This window comes from Streptomyces sp. RLA012 (assembly GCF_056270325.1).
In genome coordinates, this window is sequence record NZ_JBWDPA010000002.1 from 1,132,832 (window position 1) to 1,149,664 (window position 16,833).

Annotated in this window: 13 protein-coding genes and 1 pseudogene; 6 read left to right on the forward strand and 8 right to left on the reverse strand. The window is 70.9% G+C overall.

Translation table 11 applies throughout. The features are described from left to right. Nucleotides 1–57 precede the first annotated feature (57 nt). The 4 genes from RV986_RS05640 to RV986_RS05655 form a co-directional block, all read right to left on the reverse strand. The gene (locus RV986_RS05640; RefSeq protein WP_475916320.1) at nucleotides 58–873 is read right to left on the reverse strand and encodes an SDR family NAD(P)-dependent oxidoreductase; all 816 of its coding nucleotides are present in this window, start codon (nucleotides 871–873) and stop codon (nucleotides 58–60) included. Between the two features lie 129 nt (nucleotides 874–1,002). Next, nucleotides 1,003–2,430, reverse strand: coding sequence for a cytochrome P450 (locus RV986_RS05645; RefSeq protein ID WP_475916321.1), 1,428 nt, complete (start codon nucleotides 2,428–2,430; stop codon nucleotides 1,003–1,005). A 32-nt stretch (nucleotides 2,431–2,462) separates the two neighbouring features. Further along, the gene (locus tag RV986_RS05650) at nucleotides 2,463–3,686 is read right to left on the reverse strand and encodes a beta-ketoacyl-[acyl-carrier-protein] synthase family protein (RefSeq protein WP_475916322.1); all 1,224 of its coding nucleotides are present in this window, start codon (nucleotides 3,684–3,686) and stop codon (nucleotides 2,463–2,465) included. Beyond that, complete coding sequence (locus tag RV986_RS05655; RefSeq protein ID WP_475916323.1) at nucleotides 3,683–3,940, reverse strand: acyl carrier protein; 258 nt, start codon at nucleotides 3,938–3,940, stop codon at nucleotides 3,683–3,685. Before RV986_RS05655 ends, RV986_RS05650 begins: the two co-directional genes overlap by 4 nt. Before the next feature lie 469 nt (nucleotides 3,941–4,409). Here RV986_RS05655 and RV986_RS05660 point away from each other — a divergent pair, with 469 nt between their 5' ends. The 3 genes from RV986_RS05660 to RV986_RS05670 all read left to right on the forward strand — a co-directional run bounded on the left by RV986_RS05660 (nucleotide 4,410) and on the right by RV986_RS05670 (nucleotide 7,538). Beyond that, nucleotides 4,410–5,309: an alpha/beta fold hydrolase gene (locus RV986_RS05660; protein WP_475916324.1), complete on the forward strand. Its 900-nt coding sequence runs from the start codon at nucleotides 4,410–4,412 to the stop codon at nucleotides 5,307–5,309. Between the two features lie 433 nt (nucleotides 5,310–5,742). Next, complete coding sequence (locus tag RV986_RS05665; RefSeq protein WP_475916325.1) at nucleotides 5,743–6,750, forward strand: ATP-binding cassette domain-containing protein; 1,008 nt, start codon at nucleotides 5,743–5,745, stop codon at nucleotides 6,748–6,750. Beyond that, nucleotides 6,747–7,538, forward strand: coding sequence for an ABC transporter permease (locus tag RV986_RS05670; RefSeq protein ID WP_475916326.1), 792 nt, complete (start codon nucleotides 6,747–6,749; stop codon nucleotides 7,536–7,538). The genes RV986_RS05665 and RV986_RS05670 overlap by 4 nt, the downstream gene beginning before the upstream one ends. Here RV986_RS05670 and RV986_RS05675 read toward each other — a convergent pair. The 4 genes and pseudogenes from RV986_RS05675 to RV986_RS05690 all read right to left on the reverse strand — a co-directional run bounded on the left by RV986_RS05675 (nucleotide 7,519) and on the right by RV986_RS05690 (nucleotide 12,882). Then, nucleotides 7,519–10,680: an ATP-binding protein gene (locus tag RV986_RS05675; RefSeq protein ID WP_475916327.1), complete on the reverse strand. Its 3,162-nt coding sequence runs from the start codon at nucleotides 10,678–10,680 to the stop codon at nucleotides 7,519–7,521. The genes RV986_RS05670 and RV986_RS05675 overlap by 20 nt on opposite strands. Before the next feature lie 245 nt (nucleotides 10,681–10,925). Further along, nucleotides 10,926–11,673, reverse strand: a pseudogene (locus RV986_RS05680) (NAD(P)-dependent alcohol dehydrogenase); the annotation flags it as partial. Then, entirely contained in the window at nucleotides 11,592–11,987 is a 396-nt protein-coding gene (locus RV986_RS05685; RefSeq protein WP_475916328.1) for a hypothetical protein, read from the reverse strand. The pseudogene RV986_RS05680 and the gene RV986_RS05685, both read right to left, overlap by 82 nt. A 199-nt stretch (nucleotides 11,988–12,186) precedes the next feature. Continuing rightward, nucleotides 12,187–12,882: a type 1 glutamine amidotransferase domain-containing protein gene (locus tag RV986_RS05690; protein WP_475916329.1), complete on the reverse strand. Its 696-nt coding sequence runs from the start codon at nucleotides 12,880–12,882 to the stop codon at nucleotides 12,187–12,189. A gap of 808 nt (nucleotides 12,883–13,690) precedes the next feature. Between RV986_RS05690 and RV986_RS05695 the strand changes: the two genes are divergently transcribed. From RV986_RS05695 to RV986_RS05705, 3 genes are all read left to right on the forward strand, one after another. Then, nucleotides 13,691–14,836 (forward strand): hypothetical protein, encoded by a 1,146-nt coding sequence (locus RV986_RS05695; protein ID WP_475916330.1) that lies wholly within the window; start codon nucleotides 13,691–13,693, stop codon nucleotides 14,834–14,836. Nucleotides 14,837–14,926: 90 nt separating this feature from the next. Beyond that, nucleotides 14,927–15,814: a LysR family transcriptional regulator gene (locus RV986_RS05700; protein ID WP_475916331.1), complete on the forward strand. Its 888-nt coding sequence runs from the start codon at nucleotides 14,927–14,929 to the stop codon at nucleotides 15,812–15,814. A gap of 118 nt (nucleotides 15,815–15,932) precedes the next feature. After that, nucleotides 15,933–16,799 carry an NAD-dependent epimerase/dehydratase family protein gene (locus RV986_RS05705; protein ID WP_475916332.1) on the forward strand — a complete coding sequence of 289 codons (867 nt, stop codon included), beginning with the start codon at nucleotides 15,933–15,935 and terminating at the stop codon, nucleotides 16,797–16,799. The last annotated feature ends 34 nt before the right edge of the window (nucleotides 16,800–16,833 follow it).

Genomic DNA, 16,833 nt, shown 5'->3' on the forward strand with positions numbered 1-16,833 from the left:
GGCAGCGGCCGGATCGACCGCTGCCGAGAGCCGTCCCTGCCTCAGGCCGCGGCTGGTTCAGCCGAGGGTTGCGGCGATGGCAGCGGCACGCTGTTCGAAGAAGCCGACCCATCGGGGCTGGGGAAACAGGTGCGTTCGGCGCTCGGCCATGCCGCGGACGACGAGTTCGGCGACCTCGTCCGGGGAGATACCGGCTTCGATGTTGCGATAGCTCTCCTGTCGCTGTCCGTCGAGGTCGGGATCGGATTGGGCGCGGATCATGTGGCCCGCAGGGGCGTTGCGTTCGTCGTGGCGGATGTTGGTGGCGGTGTAGGCGGGACACAGCACCGACACGCCGATGTGGGGGAACTCCGTCGCGAACTCGGCGGCCATGCACTCCGACAGGGCGACCACGGCGGCCTTCGAAGCGCAGTAGGGACCCAGGTAGGGGCCGGTGAGGAATCCGGCCATGGACGCAGTGTTGACGATGTGGGCCTCGTCCTGAGCCGCGAGCACCGGCAGGAAGAGGTGGCAACCGAAGACGACACCATGCAGGTTGACACCCAAGGTCCACTCCCAGGTGGCCAGCGTGGTGTGAGCGAACCGCTGCAGCCCGCCCACGCCTGCGTTGTTGCACAGAACGTGAATCGCACCGAACCGGAGGACCGCCGCGTCCCGTAGCGCCTCGACCGAGGCGGCGGCCGCCACGTCCGTGTGGACGGCGAGGACTTCGCCTAGTTCCGCGAGTGAGGCCTCGGCGCGTTCCAAAGAGGCGTCGTCGTTGTCTGCGACGACCACGCGCATCCCCTCACGCAGGAACCTTGTCGCCATTGCCAGGCCGATGCCGCTCGCCCCGCCGGTGACAACTGCCACACGGCCTTTCAAGATCTTCATATTGAGCTGTTTCTCTCGTGCTTCGGCGCGTGGACAGCACCACGGCCGGTTCTTGGGACGCCTCGTCCGTGGGCCGCGGCCTGGGCGCGCGGAGCGGACCCGGAGCCAGGCAGCCCTCTGCGTCGAGGTTCAGCACTGTGTACCGAGGGAAGGGGCCACTCCTGTTTCGGATGTGTCGGGACCTGCCGGAACGCGCCGGGGTAAGCCGCGGTCAGAGGAGACTTCGTTCCGGCCGCTCGTGCGGAGGTCCCCCGAAAGCGTGCTCACGCGCATCGGTCCGGATCCGTCGGCTGCATCGTTGCCATCGACGTCCGGTGGGGTGCGGGTGACGGGGAGGGCCAGAAAGGTGCGCAGGTTGAGACCCGGGGGGCGGGTTGCCGGCCCCTCGGAGCGAAGGGTGGGGAAGCGGCGAAGGAGTTCGGGGAGGAATTCGGTGGCGTTCAGTCGGGCGAGGGGTGCGCCGAGGCAGTAGTGAATCCCGGCGCCGAAGGCGAGGCTGCGCTGCGGGGGACGCTGGAAGTCGAGGGTGTGAGGGTGGAGGAAGTGGGCGGGGTCTCGGTTGGCGGCTGCGACCAGCGCGTGAACAAGTGTGCCTGCGGGAACGGGGATCCCCGCCAAAGTGGTGTCCTGTGCCGGGACGCGGACGGCGTTCTGCACTGACGGGTCCCACCGGGTGAGTTCCTCGATGGCCTGAGGCAGCGCCTCGGGGTGAGCAGCCAGCCACAGTGCCTGATCGGGATGTTGTTCCAGGGCTTGCACGGCGGTGGCGAACAGGGCCGAGGTCGTCTCGGCGCCGGCACCGACCAGGAACACGATGTGGGCGGCCAACTCGTCGCGGGAGACGGGGCCGACACCAGGATGTTGCTGGGTGAGCCACTGGGACAGCAGGTCATCGCCGGGAGTGCGCGCTCGTTCATTGAGCAGGGCCAGGACGTACGCGTGGAACTTGGCGGCTGCCGTGTCGGCGGCTGCGGTCTGTGCGGGCGTGGCGAAGGGTTCCGTCAGCGTGGCGGTCGCGATGCTGTAGCGGGTGATGAGGGCTCGGTCTGCTGCGGGCAGGCCAAGGATCTCGGACATGACGGCGATGGGCAGCGCGCGGGCGACCGTTTCGACGAAGTCCACCCTGCCGTGCTGTGACAGTTCGGCGTCCAACCGGTCGAGGTGGGTACGCACGAGGGTGCGGACGGTGGGTCGCAGCCGTTCCAGGGCGGCGGGAGTGAAGGGCCCGGACTGGAGACGACGCATCGAGCCGTGCCGCGGAGGGTTGAGGCGCGGAAGGGTTGCGAGGATCTTTGAGCCGGGGCTGACGGTGTCGAGGCCGCGTGCGGTGCGCCACTGATGGTCGGGTACCTGCCAGCGCCGGTCGGTGAGGATCTGGAGGCATTCGGTGTATCCGGTGACCAGGAGCGAGCATGGTCCCAGGCCGACCACCGGCCCGACGCTGCGGATCTCCTCGAACAGCGGGAACGGGTTTTCGCGTCCCTGGCGGGACTGCAGCCGCCGGATGATGCCGCGCGGGGCGGGTGGTGCGGCCTGATGTGTGGTGGCGGTGCCCATGGGCGACAAGCCTCCTGCGACAGGGGTGCGTTCTACACGGTGCGGAATGCCAGGACGACGTTGTGGCCGCCGAAGCCGAAGGAGTTGGACAGTGCCGCGCGCACCGGCTGGTGCAGGGCGGTCTTGGAGACGAGGTTCAGGTCCATGCCGGGGTCGGGTGTCTCCAAGTTGGCTGTGGGCGGGATGGTCGACTGCTGGATCGTCAACACCGTCAGCGCCGCTTCGACGGCGCCGGCTGCACCGAGCATGTGCCCGAGTACCCCCTTGGTGGAGGTGACCTGGGGCCCATGCGGCAGCGCGTCGCCGATGACGACTGCCTCGACCTCGTCGTTCAACACAGTCGACGTGCCGTGGGCGTTGACATGGTCGATGTCCCCCGCAGCGAGCTCCGCATCGCGCAATGCCGACTGCAGAGCCTGTCGGGCTCCTCTGCCCTCGGGGTGTGCCGCGGTGGGGTGGTGGGCGTCAGAGGCTGCTCCGCAACCTGCCAGCAGGGCACGCGGGCGCCGGTCGCGGGCGGCGGCGTGCTCGGCTCGTTCGAGCACAAGTACGGCCGCTCCCTCGGCCATCACGAAGCCGTCCCGGTCGGCGTCGAAGGGCCGCGACGCGGCCTGCGGGTTCGCGCACCGCTGTGACAGCGTTCCAAGGTTGGCGAACGCCGCGACCGTCAACGGAGTGATCCCCGCTTCCGTCCCACCTGCGATCACGATGTCGCACTGACCGGAGGCAAGCAGGTCACGGGCTGCTGCGATGGCCGTCGCACCAGATGCGCAGGCCGTGCACACCACGCAGCTGGGACCTCGTACCCCGAAGGCCAAGGCGACCTCACCGGCGGCCGAGTTCGGCGTCATCATCGGGATCATCAACGGAGAGACCCTCTCCGGCCCCTGTCCCAGCAGCCTGGCATGCTGCTTCTCCCAGGTGGCGACGCCTCCCATACCGCACCCGATCACCACGCCGACCCTGTCTGCGTCCCACTCCGTCGGGGCCAGTCCGGCGTCGGCCAGTGCTTCGTGCGCGGCGACCAACACGAACTGGACGAACCGGTCCTGCCGATAGACGTTCCGGCGCCCCACCACGTTGATGTCGATCCCACTGACGGAGGCGCAGAAATCGGCCGGCATGCCCGCTAACGCGGGGTTGGTCGCCGCCACGGTGGATCCGCCTTCACGCACCCGGCGCCACGTGGCCTCCACCCCCGTGCCGGCCGGGGTGAGCATCCCCAGTCCGGTCACCGCGATGTCCATTGCGCTCATCGGCTCGCCATCGGCGCGGGAGCCTCCTCGGCGTCGATCAGTGCGGCCACCTCGCCGAGCGTGGTGCCCTTGCCCACGTCTCGGCCCGTGACCTTGACCTCGAACTGCTCCTGCAGGATGGCGGCGAGCTCGGCCACCGCAAGCGAATCCAACTCCAACTCGTCCAAGGTGGCATCGGCGCGGATCATCTCCGGCTCGACCCGGAACGTCTCGTCCAGAATGCCGACCAGCGCGTCGTAGACAGTGCCCACCATGGTTCGCCTCCCGTTGAATGCCGGCCCGAAGGCCGCTCGCCGCGCGCATCGCGACGTCTCCGTCACATCACAACAACTCTCGGAACGATCAACGAGTGACGCCCGACGGGGAAACGTGCCGCAACCACAATCTGTCCGATGTCGACGAAAAGCGCCTTGGACCACCACCCCCTGGCGCGCGGCATCGGGCCCACCGCTGCGGCGACGCTCCGGGGATCGCCGGCGTGCGGCAGTCAGCTTCGGCGTCTCACCCGTCCGAAGGATCAAAATCCGTGCGTGGTGGGACCGGCTGCTACAAAAGACCCTCTACAACCGCTGCGGGTACGGCGGCTGACACTGCGGCAGGTCCAGTACGAAGCAGTGTTCACTTCTCGGCGGCCACCCTTGCCGTCGGCACCGGCCCATTCCCCGGCGGACTTCACCTCCACGGACCCAAGAGACCCACGAGCGCAGGAGGAGCAGACCCCTGATGGAGCAACGCGACGTCAACACCCGCACGATCCGCAGCGGACCGCTGGTTTTCGAGGTCGAGAGCCGTACGTGCCCCGCACCGCGCATCTCGCCCGTTCTCTTCGTCCGCGCGCGGGCCGAGGGCGAGGCCACCATCCGTCCCCAGACCGAAGCGCTGCTGCCCGTGGCGGACATCGTGGGCGTACGCATCGCCGGCGTGTCCAGCCCCGGGACACTGCCTCCGCACTGCGAGATCGGCGATCTCGCGGACGGCCTCGTGGGTGTCCTGGACGAACTCGGCCTCCCTCGGGTGAACGTCTGCGGGACCTCCCACGGCGGAGAGATCGCCTATCGCCTCGCCGAACGCCACCCCGAGCGCACCGAACGTGTTGTGCTGACCGGCGCCAGTGGACACCGGCCTGCCCTTCCCAGCGGCACCACCCCCGCCGGCCTGGCGGCCCGCGCAAAAAGTGCTACCCGGCACGAACCGGTGGACGACGTCGTCTCCCATCTGCTGTGCCTCGACCCCGACCTGCCCGTACGCGGACGGGAGACCCTGCGCTGGATTCTCAACGACATTTTCAACAGTGCGGACGACACCCACATCGACTTGTGGGCCCGCTGCCTGCAATTGCTGTGCGACGCACCGCAACCCACCGGGCTGTCGACCCCCCTCCTGGCAGTCACCGGCGAACACGATGTCGCTGTCCGTCCGACCGACTGCCGGGCCCTGGCCGCGATGTCGTCCGAGGCAGTGTTCGCCACCATCCAGGAAGCCGACCACTGGGTCTTCCTCACACGCGCCCGGGAGCACCTCGACCTGACACGCAGGTTCCTCCTCGACGAGCCCCTGGAACACTCGCCCTACCTCGCCACACTCGAGCACTTTTCACGCCCCCGCACCGCCTTGAGCAGCTGAACCCGGGGCCGACCAGGCGCTCGCGCTCTGCATGAGGGCTGGGGAGCGGTACTCGGCGCACCGTAGGCGGACAGCCGACCCTTGACGATGTGACCCGCGCGCCGTCCGGGGAGACCGTGCCCACAGCGGCAGCATCGGCCCCGCTCCGCCCTTTCCCGCCAGTGCCGGCACGGGTCGCACACGTACCCGGCACATCCGCGGGCGGGTTTCGTCCGCACGGCCGCCCGGCTGAGCCCCGGGTTCACGAAGGCGGGATGTGGGGCGGGCCGGGATCGCTGTAGCGCTCACTGGACTCCGGCGGGGTGCGGCGGCAGCCGTGCTGAGGCCGCAGCGGCAGGGCGGCAATGAGGCATTGGCCCTTCGCCGCCCGGTTCCAGGGCACTGAAACCGTCTTGAAACCGTGTTGAATGCGCCCTGCCGCAATCTCTGCCGCATGACGACAACGACATCGCACTCACTCGCCATCGCGGCCAAGGGGTTGCGCAAGGCCTACGGGGACAAGACGGTCCTCGACGGTATCGACCTGGCGGTGCCGGCCGGCACGGTCTTCTCCCTGCTCGGTCCGAACGGCGCGGGCAAGACCACCGCCGTCAAGATCCTCTCCACCCTCATCACCGCCGACGCCGGCGACCTGCACGTCGGCGGACACGACCTGGCCGCCGACCCGCAGGCCGTGCGTGCCGCAATCGGTGTCACCGGGCAGTTCTCCGCCGTCGACGGCCTGATCACCGGCGAGGAGAACATGCTCCTCATGGCGGACCTGCACCACCTCTCCCGCGGCGAGGGCCGCCGTACCGCCGCCGAACTCCTTGAGCGCTTCGACCTCACCGAGGCGGCGAAGAAGCCCGCCTCCACCTACTCCGGCGGCATGAAGCGCCGCCTCGACCTCGCCATGACCCTCGTCGGCGACCCGCGGATCATCTTCCTCGACGAGCCGACCACCGGCCTCGACCCGCGCGCCCGCCACAACATGTGGGGGGTCATCCGAGAGCTGGTCTCCGGCGGCGTCACCGTCTTCCTCACCACCCAGTACCTGGAGGAGGCCGACGAACTCGCCGACCGCATCGCCGTGCTCAACGACGGGAAGATCGCCGCCGAGGGTACCGCCGAGGAGCTGAAGCGACTCATCCCGGGCGGACATGTCCGGCTCCGCTTCACCGACCCGGACGCGTACCAGTCCGCCGCCGTCGCCCTGCGCGAGGTCACCCGCGACGACGAGGCACTGGCGCTGCAGATTCCCAGCGGCGGCAGCCAGCGCGAGCTGCGCTCCATCCTCGACTGGCTGGACTCGGCCGGCATCGAGGCGGACGAGCTGACCGTGCACACCCCCGACCTCGACGACGTGTTCTTCGCCCTGACCGGCGCCACCAATGTACCCAGCCAGCCCAACCAGCCCAACCAGTCCAGCCGGCCCAACCAGTCCAAGGAGAATGTCCGATGAGCGCCCTCTCCCTCGCCGTCCGCGACTCGAACACGATGCTGCGCCGCAATCTGCTGCACGCGTGGCGCTACCCATCCGGAACCCTGAACCTGCTGCTCACGCCGATCATGCTGCTGCTGCTCTTCGTCTACATCTTCGGTGACGTGATGAGCGCGGGCATCGGTGGCGGCGGCGCGGACCGCTCCGAGTACATCGCCTACATCGTCCCGGGCATCCTGATGATGACCATCGGCGGCACCGTGATCGGGGCCGCGGTGTACGTCTCCACGGACATGAACGAGGGCCTCATCGCCCGCTTCCGTACGATGGCGATCCACCGCGGGTCCGTGCTCATCGGGCACGTCGTCGGCAGCGTGCTGCAGTGCATCGCCAGCGTGGTCCTCGTCGGCGCCGTCGGCGTGGCCATCGGCTTCCGGTCCACGGACGCCACGGTCCTGGAGTGGCTGGCGGCGTTCGGGCTGCTCGCGCTGTTCGCCCTGGCGCTCACCTGGATCGCGGTCGGGATGGGCCTGGCCAGCCCGAACGCCGAGGCGGCCGCCAACAGTGCACAGCCGCTGATCCTTCTGCCGCTCATCTCGAGCGCCTTCATCCCGGCCGACACGATGCCGGGCTGGTTCCAGCCGATCGCCGAGTACCAGCCGTTCACGCCGGCCATCGAGACCCTGCGCGGCCTGCTGCTCGGTACCGAGATCGGCAACAACTGGTGGATCGCGATCGCCTGGTGCGTCGGCCTGGCCGCGCTCGGCTACCGCTGGTCGATGGCGTCGTTCAACCGCGACCCGAAGTAACCGCCATGACAGCGCGGGCTGCCTCCCGCAACTCGTCCCGCTCCAGGGCGGTGTACTCCGACACCGCGTCGGCGTACGCCGCCCTGTCGGCATCCTCGGCCGCCTTGCGGGCGCGGTCCGCCGACATCGTCGGCTGGAACTCGCGCAGCACCAGCAGCCGTTCGGCCAGCGCGATCATCCGTACGGCACTGGTGTCGCCGGACGCGAGCCCCACCATGCCGAGGGCATGCAGCATCGTCCCGAACAAGGGGAGTTCGGAGGGCGAGCCGACCGGATCGGAGAGCAGCGTCCGCAGCCGCTGCCGCAGCCGGTCGGCCACCTCCGCGACCAGCCCGAGTCGGTCGGCGTGCGCGTGCGCCGTGACCGCCACCGACTGGATCAGGAACACCCACGGGTCGAGCCGGGCGTCGCCGCCGCGTATCGAGCCGGCCGCGAGCATGCGCTCCACGACGCCGCGCCACAGGCCGAGCCCGACCTCCGTCAGTCCGCGGGCGAGCGCGATCTCGGCGCGCCCGCAGAGGTCGGGCCGGTAGAAGTCGTCCTGCTGCGGGGTGTTGTCGCTCTCCGCCTGCCGCAGCCAGTCCTCGGCCTCGTCGGGGTCGCCGCGCTGCAGGCAGGCGAAGACGAGGAGCGGGCGGATGCTGATGTAGTCGTGCCCGTCGCCGAGCCGCGGCAGCACCGCGAGCGACGCCTTGAGATGTTCGTACGCCTCCTCGCCCCGCCCCGTCCGCAGGCACAGCTCGCTCAGCCGGGAATGCACCATGAGTTGAACGGACGGATTGTCGACCGGCGCCAGTCCGACGACCATCCGGCGGGCCGAGGCGAGCGCGCGGTCGATGTCGTGCTCGAACTCCCAGACGTAGCAGGCGACGCACTCGGCGATGCCGGAGAGCAGCGGCTGCTCGCTGTCGCCCTCACCTCCGCAGAGCTTGCGCAGCACGTCGTAGTCGGGAGGCCGTATCTCGGGGACCGCGCTCAGCACGACCGCGGTGGCGCGCATCAATGTGTCCGGCGGGGCCGGAGGCAGCCGCCGCAGGGTGACGAGCTGGCGTACGGCGCGCGGGCCGGGGCCCATGAACACGGTCGCCGTGCCCAACACCGCGGCGGTGCGGGCGACTTCGACGTATGCGGGCTCGGGGTGGTAGTGCGACAGCGGCGGGCCGGTGTCCGCGGCGAGGGCGATGAGGCGGGGAAAGCTGGTACCGGTGGACCACAGACTGCCGAGGACGGCGGCGAGGGCGGCGGTGGCGGGATTGTCCGTACGGGCCAGGGCGTGTCGCAGGGCCAGGACGAGGTTGTCCTGCTCGGCCTTGATCCGCTCCCAGGCGGCCTGCGAATCCGAGCCGAAGAGCGCGTCGTGGTACGCGACCCCGAAGTCCCGCGCCCAGTCGAGGAACCGGCCGACGGCCTCATCGTCCTCGCCCGCCTCCGCACGCCGGGCCGCGCTGAACTCCCGTACGGTCTCCAGCATCCGGAACCGTACGCCGGCCGGGGTGTCGGCGACGGTGAGCAGCGACTGATCGGCCAACTGCTCCAGCAGGAACAGCGCATCCGTGCCGAGGACCTGCTCCGCCGCCTCGCCGGAGAAGCCGCCGGGAAAGACGGACAGCGTACGCAGCGCCGCCTGGGCGTCATCGGCGAGCAGGTTCCAGCTCCACTCCACGACCGCGTGCAGGGTGCGGTGACGCTCCGGCACGTCCCGCACCCCGCCGCGCAGCAGCGCGAACCGGTCGCCGAGGCGGCGGGCGATCTCCGGCACCGACAGCACCCGCACCCGCGCCGCGGCCAGCTCCACGGCGAGCGGCAGCCCGTCGAGGTGACGGCACAGCTCCGCCACCGCGTCCGACGGCAGCTGCACGCCGGGCCGGGCGGCCCGGGCCCGCTGGGTGAACAGCTCGACGGAGGTGTCGAGACCGAGCTCCGGCAGCGCGTACACCGCCTCCGACGTGAGGCCCAGCGGGGCCCGGCTGGTGGCGAGTACCCGCAGGTCCTTCGAGGACGAGACCAGGGCCTGTACGAGGTCGGCGGCGCCCCGGACGACCTGCTCGCAGTTGTCCAGGACCAACAGAGCGGCTCCGGACCCGGATCCGGAGCCGAGCACGCCGAGGATGCCGGACACCGGGTCGGCCGAGGCGTGGCCGCTCACGGCACCGGGCCGCCCCTCGCCCGCGCCGAGCGCGGAGGCCACCTCCGCGGCCACGTCCTCGTCCGCTGTGACGCCGGCGAGCGGCACGAAATACACCACGGGCTGCTCGGCCCGGCGGCTGACGGCGTGCGCGAGCCGGGTCTTGCCGAGGCCGCCGGGACCGACGACGGTGACGGCACGGGAGGCGCGCAGCAACCGCTCCACCGCCGCCATGTCCTCGTCCCGTCCGAGCAGCGGGTTCGGCTCGTGCGGCACACCGTGCCTGACCACCGGCGACTCGCCGCGCAGCAGCTCCCGATGTACGGCCTTGAGCCCGGCGCCCGGATCCGTACCGAGCTCGTCGCGCAGCTCACGGCGGTACGCCTCGTAGCGCATCAGCGCGGCGGACGGGCCCGCCGTCGCCGCCTCGCCGCGCAGCAGTTCGGCGAGCACTTCCTCGTCGCGCGGATGCTCCGAGGCGGCCGCGGCCAGCGGCCCGGCCGCCTCCGCGTGTCGTCCGAGGCGGGCGAGCGCGAGCGCCCGCGCGCGGACGAGCGTGCCGCGGACGGGGGCACGCTCGGTGCGCAAGGCGGCTACGGGGTCGTCGGCGCTGCCGGCCCCGTCAGGAGTGCCCTCCCACAGCGCGAGCCCGGCCTCGGCCGCGGCCAGCGATCCCGCGTGGTCCCCGGCCCTGGCCCGGTCCGCGCCGGCGGCGGCGTGCAGCAGCAGGGCGGAGCTGTCGACCTGGTCCTCGGCGAGTGCGAGCCGGTATCCGCTCGGCGTGCTGACGAGGACGTCGGCGTCCAGCTGCGCCCGCGCCCTGGACACGAGGACCTGCACCGCTTTTCCCGGCCGCTCCGGCAACTCGTCCGGCCACAGCCCCGCCACCAGCCGCTCGGTGCTGCAGCCCGCGCGCAAGTCGCCCGCCAGCAGCGCGAGGAGACCGCGGAGCCGGGGTGCGGTGACCTCCTGTCCGCGATAGGCGACACGCGGCAGCAGGGTCAGATCGGTGGTCACCCGTACAGGTTAACCAAGGCCCGGCCGCCGGAACTCCCGCCGAGCGCCGAACTCCCGCCGCGCGGGCGGCCCTGCCCAACGCGCGCCCGCCGCCCGGGCCGCGGCGGCCCGTACGGCACCCGACAACGGACCAAGTTTCGGGCGCTGGGCCACGGCCGTCTCGATCGCCGCCGGATACGCCTTCTCCCGCGACCGACTGCCGGTCACCACCAGCTGCGTGGTGGGCTGACGATGGGTATGGCCCGTCACGTGATCTGGATGACGTGCTTTCCGCGTACGCCGCCTGCTTCCAGGGCGCGGTGGGCAGCGGCGATGTCGGCCAGGGGGTGGACGGTGTCCACGGCCGGGCGGATGGCGCCGGTCTCCACGTATCGGATGAGTTGTCGGGTGAGTTATCGGGTGAGTTCGGCGAGGAGTTCGTGCCGGGGGTTTCCGCTGAAGAAGCGCACCCGGCGCGGGCCGTGCGGGGCGGAGGTGTGTAGCTCAGCGCCTCGTCGGCGCCCGGGTCTCGGACGGAGCCGAGGTTCTTCGGGCCCGCGAGCGCGGTGACGTGGGCTCCGAGTGCCTTGCCGAGCTGGACGGCGACGCTGCGGGCGCCTCCGCTCGCGCCGCGTACGAGAAGGCGTTCGCCCGGCCTCAGGCGGGCCTCAGGCGGGCCTTGCCGCGCAGGGCGGTGATCGCGGTCGTACCGGTCGCGGGGAGGGCGGCGGCCTGCACCAGGGGAAGGCCGGCGGGGGCGGGAGAGATCTGCCGCGGGCGGACGGCAACGTACTCGGCCGCGCTGGCGAACCGGCCGCGCGGAAGTATGCCCCACACCCGGTCGCCTTCCCGCAGACCGGTCACCGCGGCACCGACCGCGGCGACCTCTCCGGCGAAATCCAGGCCCGTACGTTGCGGAAACCGACGGCCGGTCACCAGGCACACCCGCCCGGCTCGGCCGTGCAGCTCTCCCCCGTTGACGCTGACCGCGTGGACCCGGACCGGTGGTCTTCCGCCTGGTCGTAGGAGCCGCGAACGGCTTCGGGGACGGTGAGCCGACGCAGGCCGTGGGAGTGCGAGCCGGCCGACAGCGGGAGTTCCGTGTCGGCCGGGTGCACGCCGGTCTGGTCCTTGCCCCGCCCTGCGGTCCGCGTCACGGTGACCGTGCCGAACACCCGGGCCGGCAAGCGGGAGTGGCCACCTTTCAGGCAGTCGAAGGCCCTTGTCGCGGCAGCGAACGGATCGATGGCGTCGAGGGCATCGAGGGTGTCGAAGGTGTCGTTGGGTTCCGTCGGCTCTTCCGCGTACGACTTCGGTTTGATCGGCACCTCCGAAATCAGAGAGAAGCGCCTTTGTCGCTCCGCGAGTTCACCGACTCCCCCGCCCGGCCCCGTTCCACCAGCCGTTTCAGCCCGGGGGCGGCCCGGGCGGCGAGCGACGGCGCGAGAGAGGTCCGTCCGTGCTTCGTGTCGAGAGCCGGGTGACCGCCGTACGTGGAAGGCTCCGGCGGGATCACTCCAGGCACGCCTACTTGAGGATCTCCAGCAGCCGGTCCGCCAGGACCCCGGCCGAGTGTGGGTTCTGCCCGGTGATGAGGTTGCGGTCCTCCACCATGTACGGCTCCCAGATCGGGCCGCGGCTGAAGTCGACGCCGACCTTCTCCTTCAGATCGGTCTCCAGGAGCCATGGTGCCCTGGGGGCGATTCCGACGGCCTCCTCTTCTTCATCGGTGAAGCAAGTGACCCGGTAGCCCTTGAAGGGCGACTCGCCGTGGATCCTGGTGGCCAGCATCGCGGAGGGAGCGTGGCACACGATCGCAAGTGGCTTGCCCGAGGCGAGCTGCGCCGTCAGCAGCCGGCCCACGTCGGCGTCGAAAGCCAAGTCCTGCATCGGACCGTGACCGCCGGGCAGGTACACCGCGTCGTAGTCCTCCAGGCGGACGTCCGACAGCTTGAGGGGCCGCCGCATGACCTCGGCGGACCGGATGATGGCCTCCAGTTCGAGGGCACCCTCTTCGCCGCCCGCCATCGAGGGGCGCAGGCTCATCATGTCGACGCTCGGGGTCACGCCGCCGGGTGTCGCGACCACGACATCGTGGCCGGCCTCCGTGATCTTCTTGTACGGCATCGCGAACTCTTCGGCCCAGTAGCCCGTCGCGTGCCTGGTGCCGTCCTTGAGCACCCAGTACGTGGCCCCGCTCACGATGAAGAGCACTTTCGCCATCGCACTCCGCCTCCTCGTCCCCGCCTGACTCGTTTACGACATTCGGCCGATTTCCAGCGTAGGCACACACATGACCAGACGCATACGAGCGGCTTCTCCAACACCCCATCCGCAACGCCTTCGTCCGGCAGTGCAGGACGCAATCCATGTCCGCCCTTCCTGTGTGCCCGCGCGTTGTCAGCGGCGGAGATCGCGGCGGATGCGAACCCCGCAGGCAGCGTCAACGCCGCAGGCCCCCCAGAGGTCGTACGGCGACTGCCGCGGAGGATCTTGAGCTCTGCTTCCCCAGCGGGCTCGGGCCGCCCTCCTGGGTCGTGAAGAAGCGCAGGCGCATGTCGACTCAGTTGCGATCCCCTCTGGTTGGGATTGGTCGGTGGCTCCGATGATCTCGCGCAGGACGGCCTCGGCCTCCTGTCCCCGGCCCAGGGTCCTCCAGCGCCTTCGTGCGGTGCTCCAGGGCGGCGCGCGCGAGCAGTGCTGCGTAGAACTCGACGGCGTCCTGGACGAAGTACCGGCGCGCGGCCGCATCCGCCCCGGGACTCCGGAACTCCGGGCTCCGGGTCGCCTCGTCGACGCGACCGGCACGCTCAAGAACCTGGGCTTGGAGGTCCAGGGCCCCTCGCCCGGATGGCGCCGCTCGCCCAGCGCCCAGGCCCGCCTCCGACGCGTACGACGGAGCGAGATCCATCAGGTCGCACCGGTGCGACCACACCGGTCCGGCAGCAGGTTCCGGCACGCGCAGCGTCGACTCCACGTGTCGGCGGGCAAGGGTCGCGAAGGGTCTCGTACTGGCCCTAGTCTTCGGCCGATGACCGAGAAGCAGCCCACCATGCACAGCCCCGCCTGGGCCAGACTGACTCCGACCACCGGAGTCGACCGGCGAGTGGGTCTCTCGTGGCTTTCCGGGATCGGCTTCAACCGTGCGGCACCCGTTGAGCTGCTCTTCCAGCTTCTGGACGTCGGTGAGGCCGATTTCCTGTACCGCAGAGACCTGCCGGATGCCGTCATGGACGCCGCGACCGGCCATCGAACACGGAGCGTGCGCAGCCGTACCGCGGAAATCGGTGATCTCTCCCCGGCCCAATGGGAACGGATCATTGCCGCCTCGCCCGAGCCGGATCTACGTAAGGAGCTGAGGCTGCGCGCCGAGGAGCAGTCGGCGGCCCGGCGGCTCTCGCGCGGTGGCCGGGGCGTCGGGCGTGCACCCCACCCCGACGCTGCGCCGCCCACGACGCCGGGCGAGATCGCCGCGATGGCCTCCGAGGTCCCCGACATCGACCCGCACAGCTCGACGACGGCACTGTGGTGGATCGGCGCGCTGCACGCGAACGCCGAGGCCATGCGTCAACTCGCGAGTTCCCCCAAGCTGCTGGTCCGCCGCAGTGTCGCGAGGGCACCGCGGCTGCCCGCGGACGTGGTGGCACTCCTCGCCCGCGACGAGGACCGCGTAGTGCGTCTCTTCCTGGCCGAGTCCTGCGACGACGCCCCGCCCGAGATGCTCCTTGAGGTAGCAGGATGGTGGGACCAGAGCTATTCGTTCCCCGGCCGACCGCGCAGCCATCCCAACTTCCCCCGCCAGGGACTGCTGCGCTTCGCGGCGGACCCGAACCCGCGCCTACGGGCTCTCGCGCTCGACGACCCGGCCTCCACCGCCGCCCTCGTCGAGCAGGCCGGCCACGATCCCCACGAGATCGTCCGCAGGGCCGCCGCCGAGGACCCTCGGCTCGCGCCCGACGCCGCGGTCCGATTGGCCGCCGACCCCGACAGCGGGGTGCGCTGGCGCGCTGGAGCCAACCCGGTCATGCCGCCGGAGGAGTTGGTGACACTCCTGCTCGACCTGCGCAGCGCGGAGATCACCGCCCGCAACCCCCGCATCCCCGTCCCCGTCATGCATCGCATGGTTGAGGTCGCCGCTCCGCTGCTCGATGCTCCGCGTCGCCCACCGCGGAGCTAGCGGCGCGACAGATACCTGGTGCTCAGGGGCGGGCCGAACCTGCTCGATTGATCTTCCCGACGACACGGCCCGGAGGAACTAGGCTGGAGCATGGCGTCTGCACGGTGGGAGATGGTCGTGGATGTCGATCTGCGCAAGATGCGCTACTTCGTGGTGGTGGCCGAGGAGTTGCACTTCGGCCGGGCCGCCGAGCGGCTGCACATCACGCAACCGGTGCTGTCCCGGCAGATCCGCGCGCTGGAGCAGGAGCTGCGCGCGCAGTTGTTCAACAGGAACAAGCAGACCACCGAGCTGACGGCGGCCGGCCGTCAGCTGCTGGAGGACGCGCGCCCCCTGCTGGCCACCGCGCAGGCCCTGTGCCGCCGGGTCCAGCAGGCCGCCCACGGATCTTCGGCGTTCACGGTCGGCTTCATGCCCGGGATCACCGTGACCGGCGCGGTGCGCGCCTTCTCCACCAGGCATCCCGAGCTGAGCGTGCAGGTGGTGCGCACTTCCTGGGGCGACCAGGTCCAAGGGGTGCACGAGGGCCTGCTCGACGTGAGCTTCGTACGGCTGCCCGTCGACCATCGCGGCCTGGAGCTGCGCCCGCTCTTCCGGGAGCCCCGCGTCGCCGTACTGCCGGCGGACCACCGGCTGGCGGGCAAGGAGTCCATCGTCATCGCGGATCTGGCGCCCGAGCGGCTGCTGCAGGACCCCGACGCCGTCCCCGAGTGGCGTGACCTCCCCGAGCGGACCGGTGGCGAGGAGGCCGGGCCGCGGCCCTCGTTCGCCACCGTCGAGGAGAAGCTGGAACACGTCGCGACGTCCGGGGGCTTCCTCGTCCTTCCGCTGTCCACCGCGGCCTATTACACCCATACCGATGTCGTGCATGTGCCCATCGACGACATCGGCCCGGGCGAGGTCTGCCTTGCCTGGAGTGCCGGCCGCCGCTCCCCTCTGCTCCCGGAGTTCGCCGACATCGCCGCTGCCCAGCACTGATGCCCTGGGGGCATCAGCGCTGACGGAAGAGGTCTTGGACGCCGACCGCGGCACGCGGCCAGGGTGGAGGAGCGGCGAGATTCCCGCCGCTCCTCCACCGACAAGGACCGTGAGAGCGATGCAGATCTTCATCACAGGCGGCTCCGGCTACATCGGCCGCTCCACCATCCGGGCACTGACCGCGCACGGCATCGGCGTGACGGCGCTGGCGCGCAGCGAGCACGCGGCGCGCACCGTGTCGGACCTCGGTGCCACCCCGGTCGCGGGGGCGCTCACCGACACCGATGTCCTCCGTGAGGCGGCCCGCCAGGCCGACGGAGTGATCCACCTGGGGGTGGACTACGCCGAGGGCACCGCGGACGTCGACCGCGCGGCGGCGGACGCGCTGCAGGACGGCGCGGGAAGCGGCCCCTATGTGCACACGGGCGGGGTGTGGGTGTACGGCGACACCGACGGGGTCGTCGACGAGGACGCCCCGCTGAGCCCGCCGCGCATCACCGAGTGGCGGCTGGAGAACGAGAAGCGGGTGCTCGCCCGGGCCGCCACCGGAGAGCACCCGGTGGTGGTGATGCCAGGGCTGGTCTACGGCCGCTCCGGCGGACTGGCGCAGTCGTTCTTCGTCGAGCCGGGGCGCACCGCGGGTGCCGTGCCCTGCATCGGGGACGGCTCCAACCACTGGGCACTGGTCCACGTCGACGACATCGCCGAGCTGTACGTCCTGGCCCTGAACGCCCCGGCCGGTTCCGTCTACGCCGGGGTCGGCGGCCAGAACCTTCCGCTGGCGGACGTCACCCGGGCCCTCAGCCACGCCGCCGGATGCCCGGACCGGATCGAGTCGCTGACCGTCGAGGAGGCCGTACGGCGGATGGGCCCGATCGCCGAGGCGTTCGCCCTCGACCAGCAGTTCAGCGGCGCCCGGGCGCGCCGCGAGCTCGGCTGGACGCCCACCCGTCTCGACGCCCTGACCGAACTCGCCCAGGGCTGAACCACCGGGGAAAGGGGGGCCTGCCCCATCGGGA

Bases quoted from the DNA above. Each gene is read 5' to 3' on its own strand.
- RV986_RS05640 (WP_475916320.1), bottom strand. From the start codon at position 873: ATGAAGATCTTGAAAGGCCGTGTGGCAGTTGTCACCGGCGGGGCGAGC.
- RV986_RS05645 (WP_475916321.1), bottom strand. From the start codon at position 2,430: ATGGGCACCGCCACCACACATCAGGCCGCACCACCCGCCCCGCGCGGC.
- RV986_RS05650 (WP_475916322.1), bottom strand. From the start codon at position 3,686: ATGAGCGCAATGGACATCGCGGTGACCGGACTGGGGATGCTCACCCCG.
- RV986_RS05655 (WP_475916323.1), bottom strand. From the start codon at position 3,940: ATGGTGGGCACTGTCTACGACGCGCTGGTCGGCATTCTGGACGAGACG.
- RV986_RS05660 (WP_475916324.1), top strand. From the start codon at position 4,410: ATGGAGCAACGCGACGTCAACACCCGCACGATCCGCAGCGGACCGCTG.
- RV986_RS05665 (WP_475916325.1), top strand. From the start codon at position 5,743: ATGACGACAACGACATCGCACTCACTCGCCATCGCGGCCAAGGGGTTG.
- RV986_RS05670 (WP_475916326.1), top strand. From the start codon at position 6,747: ATGAGCGCCCTCTCCCTCGCCGTCCGCGACTCGAACACGATGCTGCGC.
- RV986_RS05690 (WP_475916329.1), bottom strand. From the start codon at position 12,882: ATGGCGAAAGTGCTCTTCATCGTGAGCGGGGCCACGTACTGGGTGCTC.
- RV986_RS05695 (WP_475916330.1), top strand. From the start codon at position 13,691: ATGACCGAGAAGCAGCCCACCATGCACAGCCCCGCCTGGGCCAGACTG.
- RV986_RS05700 (WP_475916331.1), top strand. From the start codon at position 14,927: ATGGCGTCTGCACGGTGGGAGATGGTCGTGGATGTCGATCTGCGCAAG.
- RV986_RS05705 (WP_475916332.1), top strand. From the start codon at position 15,933: ATGCAGATCTTCATCACAGGCGGCTCCGGCTACATCGGCCGCTCCACC.